This is a genomic window from Stenotrophomonas bentonitica, assembly GCF_002887735.1.
Lineage (GTDB): Bacteria > Pseudomonadota > Gammaproteobacteria > Xanthomonadales > Xanthomonadaceae > Stenotrophomonas > Stenotrophomonas bentonitica_A.
On the sequence record NZ_PKQP01000005.1, the window covers coordinates 309,307 to 329,678 of the forward strand.

Here is a 20,372-nt window from a genome sequence, read left to right on the forward strand (position 1 = left end):
ACAGGGCGCGGTGCGCCCTGTTTCGTTTGCGGCGTGCGCATCCCCCGGGGAGAGCGCCGCCGTTGGGGCGTCTCATTCCAACCGGTTCCTTCAATGATCAACAGCCTGCTTACCCGCGTCTTCGGCAGTCGTAATGAACGACAGCTGCGCCAGCTCAACCGCATCGTCGCCAAGGTCAATGCGTTGGAGCCGGAAATCGAAAAGCTCTCCGACGAGCAGCTCAAGGCCAAGACCCCGGAGTTCAAGCAGCGCATCGCTGACGGTGAAGCCCTGGACAAGGTGCTGCCCGAAGCGTTCGCGGTCTGCCGTGAAGCCAGCCGCCGCGTGCTCGGCATGCGCCATTACGACGTCCAGCTGATCGGCGGCATGGTCCTGCACCTGGGCAAGATCGCCGAAATGCGCACCGGTGAAGGCAAGACCCTGGTCGCCACGCTGCCGGTCTACCTCAACGCGCTGGAAGGCAAGGGCGTCCACGTGGTCACCGTGAACGACTACCTGGCCCGCCGTGACTCGGCGCAGATGGGCAAGCTCTACAACTGGTTGGGCCTGAGCGTGGGCGTGGTCTACCCGGGCATGCCGCACGGCGACAAGCGCGAGGCGTACGCCAGCGACATCACCTACGGCACCAACAACGAGTTCGGCTTTGACTACCTGCGCGACAACATGGCGCTTTCCCGTGCGGACCGCTACCAGCGCGGCCTGCACTACGCCATCGTCGACGAAGTCGACTCCATCCTGATCGACGAAGCCCGTACCCCGCTGATCATCTCCGGCCCGGCCGATGACTCCCCGGAGCTGTACATCCGCGTCAATCGCGTCGTCCCGCACCTGATCAAGCAGGATGCCGAGGAAGGCGAGGGCGATTTCTGGGTGGACGAGAAGGGCAAGCAGGTCCATCTGTCCGAAGCGGGCATGGAGCATGCCGAGGCGCTGCTGGTCGAAGCCGGCATCCTCAATGCCGAAACCGAGGGCCTGTACGCCGCGCAGAACCTGACCGTGGTGCATCACCTCAATGCCGCCCTGCGCGCGCATGCCATCTACCAGCGCGACGTGGATTACATCGTGCGCGATGGCGAAGTGGTGATCGTCGATGAATTCACCGGCCGTACCCTGGCCGGCCGCCGCTGGTCCGATGGCCTGCACCAGGCGGTGGAAGCGAAGGAAGGCGTGCCGGTCCAGCGCGAGAACCAGACCCTGGCGAGCATCACCTTCCAGAACCTGTTCCGCATGTACAAGAAGCTGTCCGGCATGACCGGTACGGCCGATACGGAAGCCTACGAATTCCAGAGCATCTACAACCTGGAAGTGGTGGTGATCCCGACCAACCGGCCGACCATCCGCAAGGACGGTTCGGACCAGGTGTTCCTCAACCGCAACGGCAAGTTCAACGCCGTGCTGGCCGATATCCAGGCCTGCAACGAGCGCGGCCAGCCGGTGCTGGTGGGTACCACCTCGATCGAAACCTCGGAGATGCTGTCCGAGCACCTGACCAAGGCCGGTGTGCACCACGAAGTGCTCAACGCCAAGCAGCACGACCGCGAAGCGACCATCATCGCCAACGCCGGCATGCCGGGCGCGGTGACCATCGCCACCAACATGGCCGGCCGTGGTACCGATATCGTGCTCGGTGGTTCGCTGGAAGCGCAGCTGCATGAGCTGGGCGAAGACGCCACCGACGAGCAGCGCGCCCAGGTCAAGGCCGAGTGGCAGAAGCGCCACGACGCGGTCAAGGCGGCCGGTGGCCTGCACATCGTCGGTACCGAGCGCCACGAATCGCGCCGTATCGACAACCAGCTGCGTGGCCGTTCGGGCCGCCAGGGCGATCCAGGTTCGTCCCGTTTCTACCTGTCGCTGGAAGACAACCTGATGCGCATCTTCGCCTCGGACTGGGTCCAGAAGGCGATGCGCATGATGGGCATGAAGGAAGACGACGTCATCGAGGATCGTCTGGTCAGCCGCCAGATCGAGAAGGCGCAGCGCAAGGTCGAAGCGCACAACTTCGACATCCGCAAGAACCTGCTGGACTTCGACGACGTCAACAACGATCAGCGCAAGGTGATCTACAGCCAGCGCGACGAACTGCTGGATGCGGAGTCGGTGAAGGAGAACGTCGACGGCATCCGCGGCGACGTGATCTTCGATGTGGTGGCGCGCTTCGTGCCGCCGAACTCGATCGATGAGCAGTGGGACCTGCAGGGTCTGGAAGCGACGCTGGCCTCGGACTTCGGCATCGACATGTCGCTGACCGAGCTGGTCAAGGCACACGAGGAGCTGGACGCCGAAGGCATCGCCGAGAAGGTGCAGGCCAAGGTCGACGAGCACTTCGCCGCGAAGGAAGCCGGCGTGGGCGACGAGACCATGCGCGCGCTGGAAAAGCACGTGATGCTGACCGTGCTGGACCAGAGCTGGAAGGAGCACCTGGCGCGCATGGATTACCTGCGCCAGGGCATCTACCTGCGCGGTTATGCGCAGAAGCAGCCGAAGCAGGAGTACAAGAAGGAAGCCTTCGAGCTGTTCTCGGAAATGCTGGAGAACGTGAAGCGCGAAGTGGTGACGTTGCTGGCGCGCGTGCGCATCCGCAGCGAAGAGGAAGTGGCGGCACTGGAGCAGGCCGAGCGTCAGCAGGCCGAAGCACGCCTGCTGCAGTCGCAGTTCCAGCACCAGGACGCCGGCGGCTACGTTGCAGACGAAGAGGCCGCGCAGGTGGAGGCCGCCCAGAACGGCGTGCCGCAGGTCACCCGTGATGAGCCGAAGGTCGGCCGCAACGATCCGTGCCCGTGCGGCAGCGGCAAGAAGTACAAGCACTGCCATGGTCAGCTGAGTTGATCGGCTGATTGGACGTGCCGAAGAAGCCCTGCCTTGTGCGGGGCTTTTTTTTGGTTCTTCTTCCATCCGCGTGGCAGGTATGTGGTGCGCGTTGACCCTTCCAGGCACGGCGGTCGATGGGTCGGGCGCTGGGGCGCGATGCCCTTGTCGGCGAATGTCCCCCGGTGCCGGCCTGCGGCCGTCCCCTCCTCCTTGATTTCGCCCACAAGGGCATCGCGCCCCACGTATCGAGACTACTGGCGCCCAACAGCAAGGTCCGCTTTTCCGCACTCCTACCGCGCGCGAGCCCCGTAGCGGCCGGCAGGCTCCTGGGCAAAATCAAGGAGGAGGCCGTCGCCGCCAGGCGGCGGCCGGGGGACATTTGCCGAGGGGCCTGCCGGTCGCTGCGGGGCCCTTACGCTCGCGGCAGCTCCGAGCGGAGACGCCACCACGAGCCACAACGAGCCCCTACAACTACCCGCAGGGGCATTGCGTCACGGGCCCCGGTTTGGGCATCCTCGGGGTATGTCATCTCCCCTTCGTTCGATCCATGTCGTGGCCGGCGTCATCACCGATGCCCGCGGCCGCATCCTGCTCAACCGTCGTACCGAGAACCGCGATATGGCCGGCCTGTGGGAGTTCCCGGGCGGCAAGCGGGAGCCCGGCGAGACCTCCGAGCAGGCCCTGGTGCGGGAACTGCGCGAGGAGCTGGGGATCGAGGCGGAGGTCGGTGAGTGGATCATGGACGTGCCGCAGGTCTACCCGGACAAGCGGCTCCGCCTGGAGGTGCGCCGGATCCAGGGCTGGAAGGGCTCGCCGCGTGGGCGGGAAGGGCAGGCGATCACCTGGGTGGCCCCGGACAAACTGCACCGGTACTCGATGCCGCCGGCGGACCTGCCGGTGGTGGCGGCGTTGCGCCAGCCGGATCGGTATCTCATCACCCCGGAGCTGGAGGGCGAGGAGGACAGTGTCCACCAGGCATGGCTGGGGCGCCTGGCGCAGGCGCTGGAGAGTGGCGTGCGCCGGGTGCAGCTGCGCACGCCATCCAGTCCGGCGCGGGTGGCGCTGGCCGAGCGCGTGATCCAGCAGCATGGGCCGCGCACGCAGTGGCTGGTGAACCGGGATATCGACCTGGCCGGGCGGCTGGGCGTCGGGGTGCATCTGGGCAGTGAGCAGCTGCTGGCGCTGGGCGAGCGGCCGCTGCCGGCCGGTCAGCTGGTGGCGGCCTCCTGCCACGATCTGGCGCAGCTGCAGGCGGCGCAGCGGCTGGGCTGTGATTTTGCGGTGCTGGGACCGGTGCACACGACGGACAGCCATCCCGGCATCGCGCCGCTGGGCTGGGACGCGTTCGAAGCGCTGCGCGAGCAGGTCTCGCTGCCGCTGTACGCGCTGGGCGGGATGACCCCCGGCGATATCGAGCAGGCGCGCCGCCACGGCGCGCAGGGCATCGCGGCGATCCGCTCGCTGTGGCCAGCTACAGCGTGATCCAGAAGCAGCCGTACTGACGCCGCAGGCCGAACACGGTCCGGGCCGGGGTGGCGGTGCTGCCCAGGGTCTGTTCGATGCGCAGTCCGATGGGGCGGGGGCGCGAAGGCGCCGATTCAGGACCTGCAGCGGCAAGCGCCGGGTCCACCATCACCGGCGCGCTTTCGGGGTAGACCGGGGCGATGTCGACCAGGGGGCGCTGCACCACCGATTCCAGCCGCCCGATGATGTGGTTCGCGGTGGCGTTGGAGACGTTGCTCCACAGGTAGATCGAGGACAACCGGTTCACGTCCTGCGCGCTGACCGCGTCGCGGATCTGGCCGGTCAGCTCGCTGAGCCGGCGCGCGCAGCCGGCGCGATAGATGCCGGTGTTGCCCACGCTCGCGGTGCGCGGGGGCAAGCGCGACGTAGCACCCACTGCATCGCAGCGGCGGTCGGTGAAGACGGTTTCGCCCTGCGCGTTGGTACAGCGGTTCACGCGCTGCGGCGCCTGCGCCAGGACGGGCAGCGAGGGCAGGCACAGCGCACACAGCAGGAGCCACACGAGCGGTTTCATCGCAGCAGCGTAGCGGCGCCGGCGTTATCTGCAAGCGATGCGCAACCGCCTCAGCTGCGCAGCAGTTTCAGCACCTGGGTGGTCGGCTTGGCCAGGTTGAGCGTATAGAAGTGCAGGCCCGGGGCGCCGCCGGCGACCAGGCGTTCGCACAGGCTGGCCACCACCTCGGCACCGAACGCGCGGACCGATTCGGCATCGTCGCCATAGGCCTGCATGCGTTTGCCGATCCAGCGCGGGATTTCCGCACCGCACTGCTCGGAGAAGCGGCGCAGCTGGCTGAAATTGGAGATCGGCATGATGCCCGGCACGATCGGCACGGTTACACCCAGCGCGCGCACGGCATCGACGAAGTGGAAGTAGGCGTCGGCGTTGAAGAAGTACTGGGTGATCGCCGCATCGGCGCCCGCGTCGATCTTGGTCTTGAAGTGCTTCAGGTCGAGCAGGGCGTCGCTGGCCTGCGGATGGGTCTCCGGATACGCGCCCACTTCAATGCGGAACGCATCGCCATGCTCGGCACGGATGAAACTGATCAGTTCGGAGGCATAGCGCAGGTCGCCGGGATGGCCCATGCCGGAGGGCAGGTCACCGCGCAGGGCGACGATCCGCCGGCAGCCGATCGCGCGGTACAGCTTGAGCAGCTCGCGGATCTCCTCGCGGCTGCCACCGACGCAGGACAGGTGCGGGGCGGCTTCGAAACCATGGTGCTGCTTGAGGTGGCGGACCGTCTCGGAGGTGTAGCTGAGCGTGGAACCGCCGGCACCGAACGTACACGACACGTACTCCGGCGCGAACACCTTCAGCTTGGCCGCGGTCCGGTCCAGCTGGGCGCGCTGCTCGTCGGTCTTGGGCGGGTAGAACTCGAAGCTGATGGCGGTCATGGGCGGGATGCGTCGGCGGGTGTGGTCCAATCATATCTCTTCATCGCGATGAATGTGAAGTGCATGGTATGTCGCGTGCACATCGCGGCGCGTACAGTGGCCCAGACCTCAACGGAGCAACCGTCATGCAGATTCTCGTCACCGGCGGCACCGGCTTCATCGGGCGTCGCCTGTGCACGCGCCTGCTGGCCGAGGGCCACGACCCCATCGTCCTGACCCGCCGGCCCGGCCGGAACCCGCAGCCGGGGATCCGCAGCGTTGCCACGCTGGACGAGGTCGGCCCGGTCCAGGCGGTGGTCAACCTGGCCGGCGAGCCGCTGATGGACGGCCGTTGGAGCGATGCGCGCAAGCAGGCGCTGCGCGACTCCCGGATCGGCACCACCCAGGCGCTGCTCGCCTGGATCGCTGCGCTGCCCGAACGGCCCCGGGTGCTGGTGTCCGGTTCGGCGATCGGCTGGTACGGCCCGCGTGACAGCACACCCCTGGATGAAACCGCCTCGCCCGGGCATGACTTCGCGGCGATGCTGTGCCGGCAATGGGAAGCGGAGGCCCTGAAGGCGGAAGACCTCGGCGTGCGTACCTGCGTGCTGCGAACCGGTATCGTGCTCGACCGGGACGGCGGGGCCCTGCTGAAGATGCTGCCCCCGTTCCGGATGGGCGTGGGCGGCCCGATGGGCGACGGCCGGCAGTGGATGAGCTGGATCCACCGCGAGGACCTGGTCGGCATGATCCTGTGGCTGCTGGGCAACGGGCAGGCGCGCGGTGCCTACAATGGGACCGCGCCGGGTACCGTCACCAACCGCGTGTTCGCCACCACGCTGGGCGAAGCGCTGCATCGTCCTGCGCGGCTGACCACCCCGGCCTTCGCGCTCAAGGTGGCGTTCGGCGAGATGGCCGGGCTGCTGTTGACCGGGCAGAACGTGCAGCCGGTACACGCGCTGGCCGAAGGCTTCACGTTCCAGTACCCCTCGCTGCCGGGCGCCCTGCAGGCCATCGTGGGCGCGCCGGAGCACTGAGGTCGCATTTCCATCCCCGCCTGGCGACCGCTCATGGCCCGCTGCGGCCGCTGCTCATGTCATCGCCCCGGCCGTGCCTCCATGCGGCAGTCTGCAGGCTCACCCCAGCCGGAGCCTGCCATGTCGACCCGCCGCAACCGCCGCATCCACTCCCTTGCGCCATTGGCCGCACTCGCGCTCACCGCCTGGGCCACCTTGGTCAGCCCCGCCCACGCAGCGACCGAAGCGTTCCAGGTTCTGCAGGTCGAGGTGATCGGCACCGGCCGGCCGGTGCTTATGATCCCCGGCCTCAACAGCGGCGCGCAGGTCTGGCGCGAGACCTGCGCCGCGCTGCAGCCGCAGGTGCAATGCCACCTGATCCAGCTGCCCGGCTTCGCCGGTGCGCCCGCCGTGGCCAGCGATGATTTCCTCAGCGCCATGCGGGACCGCCTGCTGGCCTACAGCGCCGACCGCAAGCTCGATCATCCGGCGGTGATCGGCCACAGCCTCGGCGGCGTCCTGGCCCTGCAGATGGCGATCGCGGCGCCGCAGAAGATCGGCCCACTGGTGATCGTCGATGCCTTGCCCTACTTCGGCGCGGTGCAGAACCCGGCGGCGACACCGGCTACGCTCAAGCCGATGGCCGAGCAGATGCGGGCCGGCATGCTCGCCGCCGACGCCACCCGGTACGCGGCGCAGACCGATGCCGCGGTGGCCGGGATGGCGCATGCACCAGAACGTGTTGCAACGTTGAAGCAATGGGGACGCGACAGTGACCGCGCCACTACCGCCAACGCGATGTATTCGATGACCATGACCGACCTGCGCCAGCCGATCGCCGGCATCACCGCCCCGGTGATGGTGCTCGGTGCCTGGGCGGCTTACCAGCCGTTCGGTGCGACCGAAGCCAGCACGCGCCAAGTGTTCGCGACGCAGTACGCCGCGCTGCCCGGGGTGCGGATCGAGATGAGCCGCGCCGGCTACCACTTCCTGATGTGGGATGATCCGCGCTGGCTGCAGACGCAGATTCGGGACTTCCTCGATCTGCCTGCGGCGCCCTGATCGATAGCGGCATGGAGATGATGAGCACGACGCAGGCAGCACGCAGTTCCGGCTTCTGGTGGGCCAACGCGGGGCTATGGTCCGGCTACCTTGGCTTGAGCCTGGGAATGGGCATCGCCTACCGGGGCAACTGGTCGGGCGGGACGCTGATCTATGTGACGGTCGCGCTAGGCCTGTTCGTCGGCAGTGCATCGATACGCAGCTGGGCACTCCGTCATGCATGGCTGCAGCGTGATCTGCTCGGGTTGACGTGGCGGATGGCGCAGGCTGTGATGATCGTCGCGGCCGCCATCCAGCTCTTCACCGCCGCAGTGCTGCTTCCCGCGCTTGCGTGGGATTGGGTGGCGCTGCCGGGCCAGCGCGCCTATTACAGGCCGATCGACACGTTCAACTATTGGCTCAGCACCGCCATCGTCCTGAGCGTGTGGTGCGCACTGTGGACCGGCCGCCGCGCGCTGCAGCGGGCCCGGCACAGTGAAATGGCACAGCTGCGCGCCGAAGCACAGCGGGCGACGCTGGAGCACCAGGCACTGCGTGCGCGGCTCAATCCCCACTTCGTGTTCAACGCGCTCAACAACCTGCGTGCACTGATCAATGAAGACCCGGCGCGCGCACGCGACATGGTCACCCATCTGTCCAGCACGCTGCGCCACGCCCTGGTGCATACCGATGGCGATTGGGTCACCGTGGCCGAGGAGTGGCGCGTGGTGCAGGACTACCTCGCGGTGGAGGCGATCCACTACGAAGACCGCCTGCGGGTGCGCACCGATATCGACCCCGCCGCGCTGTCCGCACGGCTGCCGCCGATGGCCCTGCAGCTGCTGGTGGAGAACGCGATCAAACACGGCATCGCGGTCCACCCGGGCGGTGGCGAGCTGACGATCCGCGTGCACCTCGATGGCGGCTGGCTGCGGGTGGAGGTGGACAATCCCGCCCCGCACGACGCCAGCAGCGCAGGCCACGGTATCGGGTTGACGTATCTGCGCGCCCAGCTCGGCCTGGACGAGTCGCGTTCCGCATCCGGCCGCGGCACGTTCCTGCTGGAGCGTCAGGGTGAGCACATGATGGCCCGATTGCAGGTGCGGCAATGAGCCCCTCCCTGCGCGTGCTGATCGTGGACGATGCGCGGCTGGCGCGCAGTGAACTGCGCACGCTGCTGGCGGCGATCCCGTGGGTGGACTGTGTCGGTGAGGCGGACGATGTACCCGCCGCGCGCGATGCGATCCTGCGTGAGCAGCCCGACCTGGTGCTGCTGGATGTACAGATGCCCTCGGGTGAGGGGTTCGATGTGCTGGATGGACTGGAGACCGTGCCGATGGTGGTGTTCGTGACCGCCTACGACCAGTACGCCGTGCGCGCCTTCGACACCAATGCGCTCGATTATCTGGTCAAGCCGGTGGAGGCCGACCGCCTTCGGGCGGCGCTGGAGCGCGGCCGGGCGCGCCTCCCGGTGCCGGCCGCGCCTGTAGCGCCGCACGCCACGCGTGACCTGCTGGGCGCCGACGATCAGGTGTTCCTGCGCGATGGCGAGCGCTGCTGGTTCGTGGCACTGGGCGAGATCCGCAAGATCGTGGTCGACGGCAACCATGCCCGGCTCTGGTTCCGTGACCAGAACGCGGTGCTGGCACGCAGCCTCAGTACCCTGGAAGCACGGCTGTCGCCGGCGATGTTCTTCCGCGCCAACCGCAACACCCTGGTCAACCTGCGCCGCGTGCGGGCGATCGAACCGTCGCTCGGCGATGGCTACGACCTGACCCTCGACGACGGCAGCCAGGTCGAGGTCTCGCGGCGCCAGGCGCGCGAGCTGCGTGAGCGGTTGGCGCTGTAGGGCACGCGTCGCACACGTTACCCTGTGCGTGATCTCCGCCGCCTGATTGCGCCCATGTCCATCGTCCTCACCGCGTTCGCCCGGCCCCGCCTGTTCCCCCGCGTGCCGCGCGGCAACACCATCCAGGACTGCAGCGCCGAGCAGTTCGAACAGCACCTCAACACGCATGCGCCGTTCAAGGTGCTCGATGGCTACGCGCCGTTCTGCAAGTTGCATGTGTACGAGAACTGGACCTCCACGCGCTGCCTGACCGTGCCGATCACCGAGGCCAACCGTCACCAGCTGCGCAGTGGTTATGAAGCGCGCAACCGCGAGGAGCTGCCGGTGCTGGTGCGCTGGTTCGAAGGCGTGGAATCCCCGCGCGCGCACTACCTGGTGGTGATCCTGTACAGCGCCGAGCAGTTGGCCAAAGAGGGCTCCCCCATCGATGCGGACTGGGGCATCGTGGGCTGCATTTACACCGCCGAGCCGGAGGAAGTGCCGATGGCCCCGATCACCATGATGCGCAATGCGCTGGGCGTGGAAGAAGGCGGCTCGGGTGTGCCGCTGGATCGCGACGCTTATGCGCGCGCGGTGGCGTTCTGGGAGAGCAACGCCAACTGGCGTCCCTGAGGCGCCCAGACTCGCTGCACGCCTCCCCTGTAGAGCCACCCCATGGGTGGCTGCACGCGGACCGGGGCGAACGCAGCCACGCATGGCGTGGCTCTACAGGTCCATGAAGCGTCCGGCTGGATGCCCATGCGCCGAAGCGTCGCGCCAGTACGATGTGCAGCGGCGATGCAATCACGCATGCGTTGGGGTTCCCTCCACGGTGGGACGCGTTGGTTTCCACTCCCACCACGGGTAGTGATACTCGCGGTCGGTGGCCAACCAGTGCGTTGCACAGTCCACGCAGGTGACGGCATGCGCCTCGCCCCAGCCGTCCTCGGCCTCCCCCACGGCATCGATGACCACATGCCCGCGCGTGGCTTCCCGACGAGGATCGAAGAACGGGTAGTGCGGGTAAAGCGCACACATGCAGCCGGCCCGCTCCCGCCAGAAGCGCAGCCGGCGCAGGGCGAACTGCAGGTGATGGTTATTGGCGAACAGGGCGCCACCCAGCGCGATGTGCGCGGTGGCGCGCTCGATCCGTTCGACCCACGGCGAAAGCGCATCCAGTTCGGCCGGATCACGGAGCTGGGCGATGGTGCAGGCCGCGCTGTAGATGCGGTCAGGCGCTGAAGACAGCAGCGCCTGCAGGTGCTGCGCGCCAAGTCCCTCGGTGGGGGCGGCCGGCTCACGGTTGAAAGGCCAGCCCATCAGCGGGCCTTTCCGATGGCGGCATAGCATCCGCCAGTTAGCTGCAGTAGATCGGCCGGTGCCAGCGCCACCTCCAGTCCACGCCTACCCGCACTGACATGCACGGTCGGCAAGGCCTGCGCGCTGGCATCAAGAAAGGTGCGGTGCTTTTTCTTCTGCCCCAGTGGGCTGATCCCGCCGACCAGGTAACCGGTCGCGCGCTGCGCCGCTTCGGCGTTGGCCATCCCGCACTTCCGGCAGCCGGCCGCGGCGGCGAGTGCCTTGAGGTCCAGGGTGCCGCTCACCAGCACGATCGCCACCAGCAGCTCATGTGTCTCGGTGGTTGCCAGCAAGGTCTTGAACACCTGGGCCGGATCCAGTCCGAGCTGCTGCACGGCCTCGCCACCGTAGGATTCGGCGGCGGCGTCATGGTGATAGGACAGCACGGTGTGGGCGATGCCTGATTGCTTCAGCAGGTTGATGGCGGGCGTCATGGCGGCATCGTAGCGTGGTGCGTACCCGCTGACTTGACCGAGGCTACTGCGGTCGCTGCGATAATGGCGGCGTTCCCGTCTGGAAAGATCCCATGCGCCTCTCTGGCCAATTCAACGCGCTCACCTTCGACAGTGATGTGGCGCGCGGACCGTATCCCCCTCAGGGGTTTGTATCGATCGCGGAAGGCGCGCTCGGCAACGGCGATTGTTTCGGGCTGTACTGGCCGTTGGGGCGTGAGGGAGATGCGCCCTTCGTCTGCGAGATGTTCCATGACGAATGGCGTATGGAACTGCGCCATTCCTCGGTGCAGGTGTTTTCGCAGTGGCTGGAGCTGAACGAAGGCGAGTATGGCGAGCTTGAGGTCGAAGATCCCGGTTCGCCAACCGGGCAGTTGGAGCAGGCGCGCGCGCAGGTGCTGGCGGGGCAGGTCGAGCAGGCGATTGAACTGCTGCGCGCAGCATGCACCGCCTTCCCGGAGCTTCAGCAGGGCTGGGCGCTGCTGGCAAGCCAGTACATGCGGCAGGGGCAGCGCGATGCGGCGATCGATGCAGCACGTTCGGCCGTGATTGCCAACTGGGCGTTTGGCATTCCCGAGGCCGGCGTGCTGCGCATTCTGCGCGCTGCCCCGGCCAGCACTGACCCGGTGATCGCGTTGGTACAGCGGATGGGCTTCGCCTTTGGCGGCGCCAAGACCAATCCGGATTACGCGCTGATGCAGGCCTGCATCGATGACTGCTGGGCCGCCGGTGACGCGCTGACCGCGCTGCGACTGTCGCAGAACCGCTGCTACGTGCTTGCGGGCGAAACGGTGTCGTTCCAGGAACGGGAAGGGTTCGCGCTGTCGCGCTGGCAAGCGGACTTCGCCGCGCAGTGTCAGGCCGTCCTGAACGACGACCGCAGGTGTTTCGGCCAGGACTGAAGGGTTTTCCGCCACGAAAACGGGCGCCTTTCGGCGCCCGTCTGTTTTCAACGCAACTGGACCGGCAGGCCGATCAGTAGCGGTAATGCTCCGGCTTGAACGGACCATCCACCGGCACGCCGATGTAATCGGCCTGTTCCTGGCTCAGGGTGGTCAGCTTCACGCCGATCTTTTCCAGGTGCAGACGCGCCACTTCCTCGTCCAGCTTCTTCGGCAGCAGGTACACCTTCTTCTCGTAGCTGTCCTTGTTCGCCCACAGGTCGATCTGTGCGAGCGTCTGGTTGGCGAACGAGTTGGACATCACGAAGCTCGGGTGGCCGGTGGCGCAGCCCAGGTTCACCAGGCGGCCTTCGGCCAGCAGGAAGATCGCGTTGCCGTTCGGGAAGACGTACTTGTCCACCTGCGGCTTGATGTTGATGTGCTGCACGCCCGGGAAGCCGACCAGCGCATCGACCTGGATCTCGTTGTCGAAGTGGCCGATGTTGCAGACGATGGCCTGGTCCTTCATCGCGCTCAGGTGCTCGATGCGGATGATGTCCTTGTTGCCGGTGGTGGTGACGTACAGGTCGGCACGGCCCAGGGTGGATTCGATGGTGTTGACCTCGAAGCCTTCCATCGCGGCCTGCAGGGCGCAGATCGGGTCGATCTCGGTGACCACCACGCGCGCGCCGTAGGCACGCAGCGAAGCGGCGCAGCCCTTGCCCACGTCACCGTAGCCGCAGACCACGGCGACCTTGCCGGCCAGCATCACGTCCATCGCGCGCTTGAGGCCATCGGCCAGCGACTCGCGGCAGCCGTACAGGTTGTCGAACTTGCTCTTGGTGACCGAGTCGTTGACGTTGATCGCCGGGATCAGCAGGGTGCCGGCCTGGGCCAGCTGGTACAGGCGATGCACGCCGGTGGTGGTCTCTTCGGAGACGCCCTTCCAGTCCTTGACCACGCGGCCCCAGTAACCCGGGCGCTCGGTGGCCACGCGCTTGAGCAGGTTCTTGATGACCTGCTCTTCGTGCGAGGCGGCTTTTTCATTGACCCAGTTGCTGCCGTTCTCGAGCTCGTAGCCCTTGTGGATCAGCAGGGTCACGTCGCCGCCATCGTCCACCACCAGCTCCGGGCCGGTCAGGGTGCCGTCGGGCAGGGTGAAGGTAAGTGCATCCAGGGTGCAGTCCCAGTATTCCTCCAGCGACTCACCCTTCCAGGCGAACACCGGGGTGCCGGACTTGGCGATCGCGGCGGCAGCGTGGTCCTGGGTCGAGAAGATGTTGCACGAGGCCCAGCGCACGTCGGCGCCGATGTCCTTCAGGGTCTCGATCAGCACCGCGGTCTGGATGGTCATGTGCAGCGAGCCGGTCACGCGCACGCCCTTCAGCGGCAGGGTGGCGGCGTGCTTGCGGCGGATCGACATCAGGCCCGGCATTTCATGCTCGGCGATGTCCAGCTCCTTGCGGCCCCAATCGGCCAGGGAGATATCGGCAATCTTGTAATCGCCTTCGGTGGAGAAGGTCTTGGCAACAGCGTTCATTCAAAGCTCCGGTGTAATGACGAGTCGGTACTCGTGTTCGCCGGGCGCCGTTGGAACCAATCCTGGCCACCGAGCCTGGCCGCCCCCGGAAAGGTCCGGAACGGTCGCAGCGCCCCTCGGTGGAGGGTCGCCCATTATATCGCGGCCCGCTGCGTTGGCATGAATCGGTCTCCGCCCCCAACCATCGGCAGGGGGGCGATTGGCGCCCGGCTGTTAAGGTCGGGGGTTTGTATCAGCATAGGGACGGAACATGACACGCAACCATGGTCGACGCGCACCGCAATGGCGCCATACCTTGATCCTCGGCCTGGCCCTGCTGGCGGTGCCGCCGTTGGCGCTGGCCGCCGCGCCGGCCGCGAAGACCTCTGCGCAGGCCGTGGCCGCCGCCAAGGGCGACCCGAGCGGCTATGAGCTGCCCTCGCCGGCGCTGCAGGCGGTGGTCGACGCGCCGCGTGCCCCGACCCTCAGCCTGTCCCCGCGCCGTGACCTGGCCGCGCTGCTGCAGACCCCGCCGCTGCCGTCGATCAACGACGTCGCCCAGCCCGAACTGAAGCTGGCCGGTCTGCGCATCAACCCGGCCACGCATTCGGCCAGCCGCTTCAGCTTCGCCGACAAGCTGTGGCTGATGAACGTGGCCGATGGCAAGGAGCGCCAGATCAGCGGGCTGCCGCAGCCGTTGTCGATCGCCACCTTTGCGTGGTCGCCGGACCAGAAGTACATCGCCTTCAACCAGGTGCATGCGGCCACCAACACCAATGAACTGTGGATCGTTGATGTGGAGGCCGGTTCGGCGCGGCGCCTGGTCGGCGATCTGAACACGGTGATGGGCGATGGCTACAGCTGGCAGCCCGACAGCCGGGGCCTGCTGGTGATGCAGCAGCTCAAGGGCCAGGGGCCAGCACCGTCTGCCGGCGGCATTCCGACCGGCCCGGCGATCCAGCAGACCGAGGCCGACGCCGGCGTCCGCACCATCCGCACCTACCAGGACATGCTCAAGAACGAGGCCGATGCCCGCCTCTTTGATTACTACGCCAGCGCGCAGCCGGCCAAGGTCGCGCTCAATGGCGTGACCACGCCGCTCTCCACAGGCGGGGTGTACTGGGACGTCACGCTCTCCCCGGATGGCCGTTACCTGCTCAGCGAACGGGTGGTGCGTCCGTATTCCTATCTGGTGCCGGCCAGCGCATTCGCGCGTCGCATCGAAGTGCTGTCCGCCGTGGACGGCAAGCTGGAGCACACCGTAGCCAACCTGCCGTTGAAGGAAGGCCTGCCGACCGGCAACGATGCGGTGGCCACCGGCGTGCGCCGGATCGACTGGCGCGCCGATGCCCCGGCGACGCTGGTCTGGGCGGAGGCGCAGGATGGCGGCGACCCGAACCGCGAGGCCAAGGTGCGCGATGCGGTGCTGATGCAGGCCGCCCCCTTCGACAAGCCGCCGGTGACCCTGGCGCAGCTGGGCAGCCGCTATGCCGGCATCCAGTGGGGCCGTGGTGATCTGGCGCTGCTCAACGAATCGTGGTGGAAGAACCGCGAGGTCAAGCAGTGGCGGATCGCGCCCGACCAGCCGGAGAAGGCAGCGGAACTGCTGTCCGCACGTTCCTCGCAGGACCGCTACAACGATCCCGGTCGCCCGGGCCTGGTGCGCGACGTCAACGGGCGCGCGCGCCTGCAGGTGAGTGCCGATGGCCGCAGCATCTTCCTGTACGGGCTGGGCGCTTCGCCGGAAGGCGATCGTCCGTTCGTGGACCGCTTCGATCTGGACAGCAAGCAGACCACGCGCCTGTTCCACTCGCAGGCCCCGTCCTATGCCGCGCCGGTGGCGCTGCTCGACCAGGAAGGCACCGCGCTGCTGTTGACCCGTGAATCGCCCGATGAGCCGGCCAACTTCTTCGTGCAGTCGCTGGGTGATGCCACGGCTGCACCGAAGGCGCTGACCCACTTCCAGCACCCGCTGCCGCAGCTGCGTGGGGTGAGCAAGGAGCAGATCCGCTACAAGCGCAACGACGGCGTCGACCTGACCGCCACGCTGATGCTGCCGCCGGGTTACAACGCGAAGAAGGACGGTCCGTTGCCGCTGCTGATGTGGGCCTACCCGGGGGAGTTCAAGACCGCCGAAGCCGCCAGCCAGGTCACCGATTCGCCGTACCGCTTCAACGCGATCAGCTACTGGGGTCCGCAGGCGTTCCTGGCCAAGGGCTACGCGGTGCTGGTCAGCCCGTCGATGCCGATCATCGGTGAGGGCGACAAGGAGCCGAACGACACCTACCTGCCGCAGCTGATCGCCAATGCCGAGGCGGCCGTGAATGAAGTGGTGCGGCGTGGCGTGACCGACCGTGAGCACATCGCGATCGGTGGCCACTCCTACGGTGCGTTCATGACCGCCAACCTGCTCGCGCATACCCGCCTGTTCAAGGCCGGCATCGCGCGCAGCGGTGCGTACAACCGCACGCTGACCCCGTTCGGCTTCCAGGCCGAAGAGCGCAACTACTGGCAGGCGCAGGACGTCTACCAGAAGATGTCGCCGTTCAACTATGCCGACAAGATCAAGGACCCGATCCTCTTCATCCACGGCGTGGACGACAACAATTCCGGCACGTTCCCGATCCAGAGCGAGCGCATGTTCGCCGCGGTGAAGGGGCTGGGCGGTACCTCGCGCCTGGTGATGCTGCCCAACGAATCGCATGCGTACCGCGCGCGCGAATCGATCATGACCATGCTGGCCGAAAGCGAGCGGTGGCTGGAGCAGACCGTAGGCGAGGGCAAGCCGGTCAAGAAGAAGCGCTGATCGGCCCTGGCCGGCACCCATCGTGATGGGGCCGGCCACGATCCGATGCGGATCCTGGTCGTTGATGCCGGCGGTTGGCCGGCACGGAAAATGACAGGTAGGTACCGGCCGTTGCCGGTACGAAAAATGACGGGTAGGTACCGGCCGTTGGCCGGTACGAAAAATGATCGGCAAGCGCCGGCCAGCGGCCGGCACTACCAGATGTAACTATTTGCGCGACGCAGCAACGACGCGATTGTGGGTTAGGCTTGAGCGGATTCCGTTCCCGAGGCCAGTGCGTCGCAGATGAACGAGTACCGTAGCAGCATCGTTTTTGCCACTCCCGATATTCCCCTGCGTGACGATGTACGCCGACTCGGCGCACTGGTCGGCGACCTGCTCGCCGAGCAGGTCTCAACGCAGTTTTTCGATGATGTGGAACAGGTGCGTACGCGCGCCATCGCCCGCCGCGAAAGCGACGCCCCGCTGTCCGACCTCAACGATGCCCTGACCGGCCTGCCGCCCGAGCGCGCCGAAGCGATGGTGCGTGCGTTCAGCACCTACTTCCAGGTGGTGAACATCGCCGAGCGCGTGCACCGCATCCGACGTCGCCGTGACTACCAGCGTGCCGGTACGGCCACACCGCAGCCGGATGGCCTGCAGGACGCACTGGTCAATCTCAAAGCGCAGGGCGTGACCCTGGCCGAGCTTGCCGAGTGGCTGCCGCGCATCGATATCGAACCGGTGTTCACCGCGCATCCGACCGAAGCGGTCCGCCGTGCGCTGCTGGAAAAAGAGCAGTTGATGGTTGCCAGCCTGGTCGACAACCTCGACGGCCAGCGCACGCCGGGTGAAGCCGCCGCCGACGCGGCACGTTTCCGCATGGCCCTGACGGCGTCGTGGCAGACCACCGATTCCTCGCCCGTGCGCCCGACCGTGGAAGACGAGCGCGAGCATGTCGGCTTCTATCTGGTGCAGGTGCTGTACCGGGTGATTCCGGTGCTGTACGAATCGCTGCAGCAGGCACTGCTGGATACCTATGGCCAGGAACTGCCGCTGCCGCGCCTGCTGCGTTTCGGCACGTGGGTAGGCGGCGACATGGATGGCAATCCGAACGTGGACGCCGGCACCATCCGCAACACGCTCGATGCGCAGCGCCAGGCCGTACTCGGCCGCTACCAGAAAGACCTGCTGCAGCTGGCCAGCCTGCTCAGCCAGTCCACCGAGCGGGTGGCGGTCAGCGATGCGCTGCAGGCACGTGTGGAGCAGTACAAGGTGCTGCTGCCCAAGGTCACCTCGCGGCCGCGACATGCCGACATGCCCTACCGCCTGCTCAACGACCGCATGCGCGCACGCGTGCAGGCGACGATGGACGATGCGGAAGGCGCCTACGCGTCGCCGCAGGAACTCACCGACGACATCGAGCTGATCCTGCGCAGCCTGCACGACAACAAGGGCGACCACGCGGGCGGTTTCGCGGTGCGCCGCCTGCTGTGGCGGGTGCGTACCTTTGGCTTCCATCTGGCACGGTTGGACGTGCGCCAGGAGTCCAGCGTGCACGGCCGCGCGCTCGCCAGTGTGCTGGATGGGCAGGACGCCTGGGACGCCGCCGACGCGGTCACCCGCGCCGCGCGCCTGGCCCCGTTCGCCAGTGGCGAGCAGGCGCTGCCGGCGAGCGATGAGGAGGGCGGTGAGCGGCTGGATGCAGTGTTCGCGGCACTGGCCGATGCACGCCGGCGACACGGTGCCGATGCGCTGGGCAGCTACATCATCTCGATGGCGCACGACCGCAGCGATGTGCTCGCCGTACTCGCGCTGGCGCGCCGCGGCGGCCTGGTGGATGACGCCGGCGCGGTGCCGCTGGACATCGCGCCGTTGTTCGAAACCGTGGATGACCTCAAGCGCGGTACCGACACCCTGCGCGATCTGCTGGCCGACCCGGTCTACCGCACGCACCTGGCCTCGCGCGGTGATGTGCAGATGGTGATGCTCGGCTATTCGGACAGTGGCAAGGACGGTGGTATCGCGGCCTCGCGCTGGGGGCTGCAGCGCGCCCAGGTGGAACTGCTGGACGTCGCCGCCGAGAACGACATCCGGCTGACCTTCTTCCACGGCCGTGGCGGCTCGATCAGCCGCGGGGGTGGCAAGACCACGCACGCCGTGGATGCCTCGCCGCGCGGCAGCATCGACGGCCGCCTGCGCGTGACCGAGCAGGGCGAGGTGATCCACCGCAAGTACGGCATCCGTGCGCTGGCGCTGCGCTCGCTGGAGCAGTCCACCGGTGCGGTGCTGCGCTCCAGCCTGCGCCCGCGTGCACCGGAACCGCGCGAGGAACAGTGGCGCCCGGTAATGGACCTGATCGCGCAGAAGAGTGCGGAGGCCTACCGCGCCTTCGTCGGCCAGAAAGACTTCATGCAGTACTTCCGGCTGGCCACGCCGATCGACGTGATCGAGCGGATGACCTTGGGCTCACGCCCCTCGCGCCGACTGGGTGAGGATGCCGCGTTGAGCAACCTGCGCGCGATTCCGTGGGTCTTCGCGTGGAGCCAAGCACGTGCCGTGATTCCGGGCTGGTATGGCGTCGGCAGTGGCCTGCAGGCAGCGATCCATGCCGGCCACGAGGACACCCTGAAAGAAATGGCGCGCGACTGGCCGTTCTTCAGCACCTTCCTGGATGACATCGCGATGGTGCTGTCCAAGGGCGACCTGACCATCGCCGAGCAGTTCTCGCAGCTGTCTGGTGCGTTGCATGGCCGTTTCTTCCCGCAGATCCAGCGTGAGCTGGAGCTCACCGCGCAGTGGATCCTGGCGCTGACCGGGCAGGATGCACTGCTTCAGCACGACCAGCGGCTGGCGCTGTCGATCCGCCTGCGCAATCCCTACATCGATCCGATCAGCGTGCTGCAGGTGGACCTGCTGCGCCGCTGGCGTGAAAGCGGTGGCGAAGACGATGACGTGCTGCGCGCGCTGGTGGCGTGCGTGAACGGTGTTTCGCAGGGCGTACAGAACACCGGGTAGGCCATGAAGGGGGAGTGCCGGCCGCTGGCCGGCAGCGCTTCTCAGACCCGCTCGACCAGATCACCTGGTGCAGGCGGATTGGATGCCAGCAGCTCCAGGTGGCGCTGCTCCATCTCCTCGCGCAGCTGGCGGCGGATCAACGCGGCGGCATGCCGGCGGCGTTCGTCGGCAGTTTCCAGCACCAACGGCGGCACCGGGGTCGGCTTGCCGTCGTCATCCACCGCGACCATGGTGAAGAAGCAGCTGTTGGCGTGGCGCACGCTGCGCTTGAGGATGTCCTCGGCCACCACCTTGACCCCGATTTCCATCGAGGAGGTGCCGGTGTAGTTCACCGAGGCCAGGAAGGTGACCAGCTCGCCGACCGCGATCGGCTGGCGGAACATCACCTGGTCCACCGACAGGGTGACCACGTAGCTGCCGGCATAGCGGCTGGCGCAGGCGTAGGCGACCTGGTCGAGCAGGCGCAGCACCGCACCGCCGTGCACCTTGCCGGAGAAGTTGGCCATGTCCGGCGACATCAGCACCGTCATGGAGAGCTGGTTGGATTTGAATTCGGGCATGGCTGGAGTGTAGCGCCGCTTGACCCATTGGTAGAGCTGACCGTTGGTCGGCTGGTCGCGCGCGGCGCGACGATGGGTCAAGGCGCCAAAACGACGACGGGCCGCTTTCGCGGCCCGCCGTTTGTTTCGCCGATCATTGCCGCGCTGCGCGCGGCCAGCCGACCAACGGTCGGCTCTACCCGCCGCCAGCCGACCAACGGTCGGCTCTAC

The 20,372-nt window shown here is 67.2% G+C and carries 16 protein-coding genes and 1 riboswitch; of the genes, 10 read left to right on the forward strand and 6 right to left on the reverse strand.

The window, feature by feature from the left end:
- The first annotated feature begins 93 nt into the window (after positions 1–93).
- Positions 94–2,826 (forward strand): preprotein translocase subunit SecA, encoded by a 2,733-nt coding sequence (gene secA, locus C0R07_RS12215; RefSeq protein ID WP_102789020.1) that lies wholly within the window; start codon positions 94–96, stop codon positions 2,824–2,826.
- A gap of 504 nt (positions 2,827–3,330) precedes the next feature.
- Positions 3,331–4,290, forward strand: a complete 960-nt coding sequence (locus C0R07_RS12220; RefSeq protein ID WP_102789021.1) for a Nudix family hydrolase — start codon at positions 3,331–3,333, stop codon at positions 4,288–4,290.
- Here the strand turns inward: C0R07_RS12220 and C0R07_RS12225 are convergent.
- Together C0R07_RS12225 and metF are read right to left on the reverse strand one after the other, a co-directional pair.
- A complete protein-coding gene (locus C0R07_RS12225) occupies positions 4,280–4,846 on the reverse strand; it encodes a hypothetical protein (RefSeq protein WP_070471729.1) in 567 nt (188 codons plus the stop codon). The two genes, C0R07_RS12220 and C0R07_RS12225, sit on opposite strands and share 11 nt — an antisense overlap.
- Before the next feature lie 50 nt (positions 4,847–4,896).
- Positions 4,897–5,724: a methylenetetrahydrofolate reductase [NAD(P)H] gene (gene metF / locus C0R07_RS12230; RefSeq protein ID WP_070471730.1), complete on the reverse strand. Its 828-nt coding sequence runs from the start codon at positions 5,722–5,724 to the stop codon at positions 4,897–4,899.
- A gap of 125 nt (positions 5,725–5,849) precedes the next feature.
- On the opposite strand from metF, the gene C0R07_RS12235 reads away from it, so the two are divergent.
- The 5 genes from C0R07_RS12235 to C0R07_RS12255 all read left to right on the forward strand — a co-directional run bounded on the left by C0R07_RS12235 (position 5,850) and on the right by C0R07_RS12255 (position 10,221).
- Complete coding sequence (locus C0R07_RS12235) at positions 5,850–6,740, forward strand: TIGR01777 family oxidoreductase (RefSeq protein WP_070471731.1); 891 nt, start codon at positions 5,850–5,852, stop codon at positions 6,738–6,740.
- A gap of 120 nt (positions 6,741–6,860) precedes the next feature.
- Positions 6,861–7,781, forward strand: a complete 921-nt coding sequence (locus C0R07_RS12240) for an alpha/beta fold hydrolase (protein ID WP_070471732.1) — start codon at positions 6,861–6,863, stop codon at positions 7,779–7,781.
- Between the two features lie 17 nt (positions 7,782–7,798).
- Positions 7,799–8,872, forward strand: coding sequence for a sensor histidine kinase (locus C0R07_RS12245; protein WP_070471767.1), 1,074 nt, complete (start codon positions 7,799–7,801; stop codon positions 8,870–8,872).
- The gene (locus C0R07_RS12250; protein ID WP_019182471.1) at positions 8,869–9,609 is read left to right on the forward strand and encodes a LytR/AlgR family response regulator transcription factor; all 741 of its coding nucleotides are present in this window, start codon (positions 8,869–8,871) and stop codon (positions 9,607–9,609) included. Before C0R07_RS12245 ends, C0R07_RS12250 begins: the two co-directional genes overlap by 4 nt.
- Before the next feature lie 54 nt (positions 9,610–9,663).
- A complete protein-coding gene (locus C0R07_RS12255) occupies positions 9,664–10,221 on the forward strand; it encodes a DUF3228 family protein (protein ID WP_102789022.1) in 558 nt (185 codons plus the stop codon).
- A 171-nt stretch (positions 10,222–10,392) separates the two neighbouring features.
- On the opposite strand, the gene C0R07_RS12260 is transcribed toward C0R07_RS12255, so the two are convergent.
- Positions 10,393–10,908: a hypothetical protein gene (locus tag C0R07_RS12260; RefSeq protein WP_102789023.1), complete on the reverse strand. Its 516-nt coding sequence runs from the start codon at positions 10,906–10,908 to the stop codon at positions 10,393–10,395.
- Positions 10,908–11,381 (reverse strand): Cys-tRNA(Pro) deacylase, encoded by a 474-nt coding sequence (ybaK, locus tag C0R07_RS12265; protein WP_102789024.1) that lies wholly within the window; start codon positions 11,379–11,381, stop codon positions 10,908–10,910. The genes C0R07_RS12260 and ybaK overlap by 1 nt, the downstream gene beginning before the upstream one ends.
- 92 nt (positions 11,382–11,473) lie before the next feature.
- Here ybaK and C0R07_RS12270 point away from each other — a divergent pair, with 92 nt between their 5' ends.
- Positions 11,474–12,301, forward strand: coding sequence for a tetratricopeptide repeat protein (locus tag C0R07_RS12270; protein WP_070471736.1), 828 nt, complete (start codon positions 11,474–11,476; stop codon positions 12,299–12,301).
- Between the two features lie 73 nt (positions 12,302–12,374).
- Here the strand turns inward: C0R07_RS12270 and ahcY are convergent, their stop codons facing one another.
- Entirely contained in the window at positions 12,375–13,820 is a 1,446-nt protein-coding gene (gene ahcY / locus C0R07_RS12275) for an adenosylhomocysteinase (protein ID WP_046273657.1), read from the reverse strand.
- Between the two features lie 35 nt (positions 13,821–13,855).
- A riboswitch (S-adenosyl-L-homocysteine riboswitch) is annotated at positions 13,856–13,944 on the reverse strand.
- Positions 13,945–14,070: 126 nt separating this feature from the next.
- Here ahcY and C0R07_RS12280 point away from each other — a divergent pair.
- Together C0R07_RS12280 and ppc are read left to right on the forward strand one after the other, a co-directional pair.
- Positions 14,071–16,605: an alpha/beta hydrolase family protein gene (locus C0R07_RS12280; protein ID WP_102789025.1), complete on the forward strand. Its 2,535-nt coding sequence runs from the start codon at positions 14,071–14,073 to the stop codon at positions 16,603–16,605.
- 285 nt (positions 16,606–16,890) lie between these two features.
- Positions 16,891–19,602 (forward strand): phosphoenolpyruvate carboxylase, encoded by a 2,712-nt coding sequence (ppc, locus tag C0R07_RS12285; RefSeq protein ID WP_102789026.1) that lies wholly within the window; start codon positions 16,891–16,893, stop codon positions 19,600–19,602.
- A 41-nt stretch (positions 19,603–19,643) separates the two neighbouring features.
- Here ppc and C0R07_RS12290 read toward each other — a convergent pair whose 3' ends face one another.
- Positions 19,644–20,162 (reverse strand): acyl-CoA thioesterase, encoded by a 519-nt coding sequence (locus tag C0R07_RS12290; RefSeq protein WP_070471768.1) that lies wholly within the window; start codon positions 20,160–20,162, stop codon positions 19,644–19,646.
- Positions 20,163–20,372 lie beyond the last annotated feature (210 nt).